Consider the following 3,931-nt stretch of genomic DNA (forward strand, 5'->3'; position numbering starts at 1 on the left):
CCGGCCGGTACCGCGGCCTGCATCAGACGTCCGCGTTCGGCGACGAGCGCTGCACCGTCGGCCAGCGACAGCGCTTCGGCGCAAACCAGCGCGGTGTATTCGCCGAGGCTGTGCCCGGCCAGCACATGCGGCTGCGCGCCGCCGAGCTGCTGCCAGACGCGCCACACGGCGACACCCGCGGCAAGCAGCGCCGGCTGCGTGTTCTCGGTGCGATTGAGCGCGTCCTCCGGCCCTTCCTGCGACAACTTCCACAGGTCCACGCCGGCGTTGCTCGACGCTTCCTTGAACGTTTCCTCGACGATGGCGAATTCGCCGGCGAGATCGGACAACATGTTCAACGACTGCGAGCCCTGACCTGGGAAGACGAAGGCGAGCTGGTTCGAAAGAGCTTGATCCACGGATGCGCTGGATGCGTTCATGTGCGGAAAACGTAAAGTGCGATGGATGAAATGCCTGCGAAAACGCAGCGTCGCTCAATAGCGCAGCAGCGCCGAGCCCCAGGTGAAGCCGCCGCCGAACGCTTCGAGCAGCAGCAACTGACCGCGCTGGACCTTGCCCGAACGCACCGCGTAGTCGAGCGCGAGCGGCACCGAGGCGGCCGAGGTGTTGGCGTGCTTGTCGACGGTGACGATGACGCGATCCATCGGCATGTCGAGCCGCTTCGCGGTCGCCTCGATGATGCGCAGGTTGGCTTGGTGCGGGATCAACCAGTCGAGCTGGTGGCGGTCGAGATTATTAGCTTCGAGCGTTTCCTCGACCACGCGGTCGAGCGTCTTCACCGCGACCTTGAACACCTCACGGCCCTGCATCAGCACCTTGAGGCCGTGATTCGGCTCGTCGGTGAAACCAGCGGAGACACCAACCGGATTCCACAGCAGTTCCTTGTAGCCGCCGTCGGCATGGATGTGGCTGGACAGGATGCCCGGCTCGTCCGCAGCCTTGAGCACGACCGCACCGGCGCCGTCGCCGAACAGCACGCAGGTGGCGCGGTCGGACCAGTCGAGGAAGCGCGACAGCGTCTCCGCGCCGATCACGAGCGCGGTCTTCACCGTGCCCGCGCGGATGAACTGGTTGGCCACGGTCAACGCGTAAATGAAGCCCGAGCAGGCGGCGTTGACGTCGAACGCGGCGCAGCCGTTCGCACCGAGGCGATGCTGGACCAGGCAGGCAGTCGAGGGGAAGACGAGATCTGGCGTGGTCGTGCCGACCACGATCAGGTCGATCTCCTTCGCGTCGACGCCGGCCGCCTGCAGCGCCGCCGTCGCGGCCGCAAACGCGAGATCACCCGTGGTCTGGCCTTCGGCAGCGATATGGCGCTGGCGGATGCCGGTACGCTCGGCGATCCACTCGTCCGAGGTTTCGACCTTTGCGGCAAGTTCGGCGTTGCTGATGACGCGTTCCGGCAACGCGCTGCCGGTGCCCGCAATGCGTGCGTAGGTCATTTCTTCTCCCCTGCCGCGCTCAATGGCGCGAGGCGAGCGCACGCGCGCGCCACGGCAGAACCGTGGCGGCGGAACACTTCGCGGTTTTCATCGGCGCTGGCGCAGCTGTCACGGCTTGCGCAATCACGGCTTGCGAATCGCCCGAGGAGGCGAATCAATCTTCTTCGTGCACCGGGGTCTTGCTGTCGATCACCTTGCGGCCACGATAGTAGCCGTCCTTGGTGACGTTGTGGCGCAGATGGGTCTCGCCCGAGGTCGGGTCGGTGCCGAGTTGCTTGGCGCTGAGCGCGTTGTGCGCGCGGCGCATGCCACGGCGGGACGGGGATTTACGGCTTTTGGCTACGGCCATGGTGTTTCTCCAAACTGAAAAGTTATAGCTTTACATTCTTCAATACGGCGAACGGATTGGGCTTGGCCTCGACCTCGGTCGTAGCGTCCGTCCATTCGTGCTGCATTTCCTGTGTTCCCGGCTTCACCGGAAACACCGGCAACGCCAGAATCAATTCGTCCTCGATCACGTCGGCCGGGCGCAAACCGTCGGCATCGACCAGCAAGGGCTCGTAGCCGGCCGGCAGGGCCGCCTCGTCCGCCTCATCGACGATGAAACCGAGCTTCGCATCGATCTCGACCGGCTGCTCGAACCGCTCCAGCGTACGCTGACAGATCAGCGGCAGCGCGGTCTTCGCCTTGACGCGGACGCCGGACACGCCAGCCACATCCTTGTCGAAATCGAGCTCGTATTCGACCTCCCCCGAGGCATCCGCCAAGCCGCTCGCCAAGCGCTTCATCGCGGCCAAAGGCAGGCGGCCAGCGAACGTGCGCCTCGCACTCACCATGCGCCACGGATCGACCAGCTCGGGCAAGGTGTGATTCACGGGTGCGCGATGGTAGGTTCCGCAGCGCACAAAGTCAATTATTTCCGCATTTTAGGCGGTCGGCTCAGACGACCCGCCCGGGCGGGTTTCGGGCGAAAATACGCGAATGACCAGCCTCGCCGATACCGATCTCGTCCTAGCCTCGACCTCCGCCTACCGCCGCGAACTGCTCGCGCGACTCGGTGTGCCGTTCCGCCAGCAGTCGCCGCAGGTCGACGAGGCGGCGCTGCCCGGGGAAGCCCCGGCTGTCCTCGCTGCGCGTTTGGCGACTGCGAAGGCTAGTGCGGTCGCGGCGACGAATCCGAACGCGCTGGTGATCGGTTCCGACCAGGTCGCCGACTGCGCCGGCAGCATCCTCGGCAAACCGGGCGACCTCGCCCGCGCGCGCCAGCAGTTGCGTGCGAGCAGCGCCAACCGCGTCGTTTTCCACACCGCGATCTGTCTGATCGATACGCACAGCGCCCCGACACGGGAATTCCATGCGATCGACACGACGACAGTCGTCTTCCGCAGCCTGAGCGACGCGGAAATCGAACGCTATCTTGTGCATGAGCGACCGTTCGATTGCGCCGGCAGCTTCAAATCCGAAGGCCTCGGCATCACCTTGTTCGAACGCGTCGAATCGCAGGATCCGACTGCATTGATCGGCCTGCCGCTGATCGCGCTGTGCCGGTTGCTGCGCGAGGCTGGTGTCGACCTTCCCTAGGGAATCCGCGCGCCGCATCGCAATTCGCGTCAACGCGGAACTTGCGTTCGCGTGAAATGCCTATACTCCGATCATCTCCGGGAGTTCACGCCGCATGTCCGTCTCGCTCGCCGCCTCAGCTGCACCTTCGCCGCTTGATCCCACTCTCGCGCGAGCGCTCGGCGCAGCCGTAGCCCAGGTCAACGACGTCGTGCTCGGCAAGGCCGCGCAGGTGAAACTCGCCTTCGCCTGCTTCCTCGCCGGCGGCCATCTGTTGATCGAGGACCTGCCCGGCGTCGGCAAAACTACGCTCGCGCACGCGCTCGCGGCGACGCTGGGTCTGAGCTTCGCACGCATTCAGTTCACCGCCGATCTGCTGCCATCTGACATCACCGGTGTCGGCATCTACGAGCGCGGCGACGGCGCCTTCAAGTTTCATCCCGGCCCGTTGTTCGCCCAGCTCGTGCTCGCCGACGAGATCAATCGCGCGACGCCAAAGGCGCAGAGCGCCCTGCTTGAGGCGATGGCCGAACACCAGGTCACTACCGACGGCATGACCCACGCGTTGCCGGAGCCGTTCTTCGTGGTCGCCACGCAGAACCCGCTCGACCTTGCCGGCACCTTCGCCCTGCCCGATTCCCAGCTCGACCGCTTCATGCTGCGCATCGGTCTCGACTATCCGGACCGCGACGCCGAGCGCGCCCTGCTGACCGCGAGCGATCGCCGCGAACTGATCGCACAGCTCGCTCCGCGTCTCGACGCTGCGCAAGCGGCGGCATTGCGCGGCGCGATCGCAAGGACGCTCGCGAGCGCCGCACTGATCGATTATGTGCAGGCGCTGCTCGCCGCGAGCCGCAGCCATGCCGAGATCCGCGTCGGCCTGTCGCCGCGCGCGGGGCTGGCGTTGCTGCAGGCGGCGCGCGCGCACG

6 protein-coding genes are annotated in these 3,931 nt (G+C 65.9%); 2 read left to right on the top strand and 4 right to left on the bottom strand.

Annotated elements, in window-relative coordinates; all coding sequences use genetic code 11:
• From VF497_RS00465 to VF497_RS00480, 4 genes are all read right to left on the bottom strand, one after another.
• Positions 1 to 332: ACP S-malonyltransferase (locus VF497_RS00465; protein ID WP_414706820.1), on the bottom strand; the 332-nt coding region annotated here is incomplete at its 3' end.
• Between the two features lie 141 nt (positions 333 to 473).
• Positions 474 to 1,442, bottom strand: coding sequence for a beta-ketoacyl-ACP synthase III (locus VF497_RS00470; protein ID WP_330885162.1), 969 nt, complete (start codon positions 1,440 to 1,442; stop codon positions 474 to 476).
• Positions 1,443 to 1,596: 154 nt separating this feature from the next.
• A complete protein-coding gene (gene rpmF / locus VF497_RS00475) occupies positions 1,597 to 1,791 on the bottom strand; it encodes a 50S ribosomal protein L32 (protein ID WP_026293495.1) in 195 nt (64 codons plus the stop codon).
• A 22-nt stretch (positions 1,792 to 1,813) separates the two neighbouring features.
• On the bottom strand, positions 1,814 to 2,278 hold the full coding sequence (locus VF497_RS00480; RefSeq protein WP_414706822.1) for a YceD family protein: 465 nt from the start codon (positions 2,276 to 2,278) through the stop codon (positions 1,814 to 1,816).
• A gap of 145 nt (positions 2,279 to 2,423) precedes the next feature.
• Here VF497_RS00480 and VF497_RS00485 point away from each other — a divergent pair, with 145 nt between their 5' ends.
• Together VF497_RS00485 and VF497_RS00490 are read left to right on the top strand one after the other, a co-directional pair.
• Complete coding sequence (locus tag VF497_RS00485) at positions 2,424 to 3,023, top strand: Maf family protein (protein ID WP_330885170.1); 600 nt, start codon at positions 2,424 to 2,426, stop codon at positions 3,021 to 3,023.
• A 94-nt stretch (positions 3,024 to 3,117) separates the two neighbouring features.
• Positions 3,118 to 3,931, top strand: an 814-nt coding sequence (locus VF497_RS00490) for an AAA family ATPase (protein ID WP_330885172.1), incomplete at its 3' end; no start/stop codon positions are given.

It is taken from the genome of Rudaea sp. (assembly GCF_036383415.1).
Lineage (GTDB): Bacteria > Pseudomonadota > Gammaproteobacteria > Xanthomonadales > Rhodanobacteraceae > Rudaea.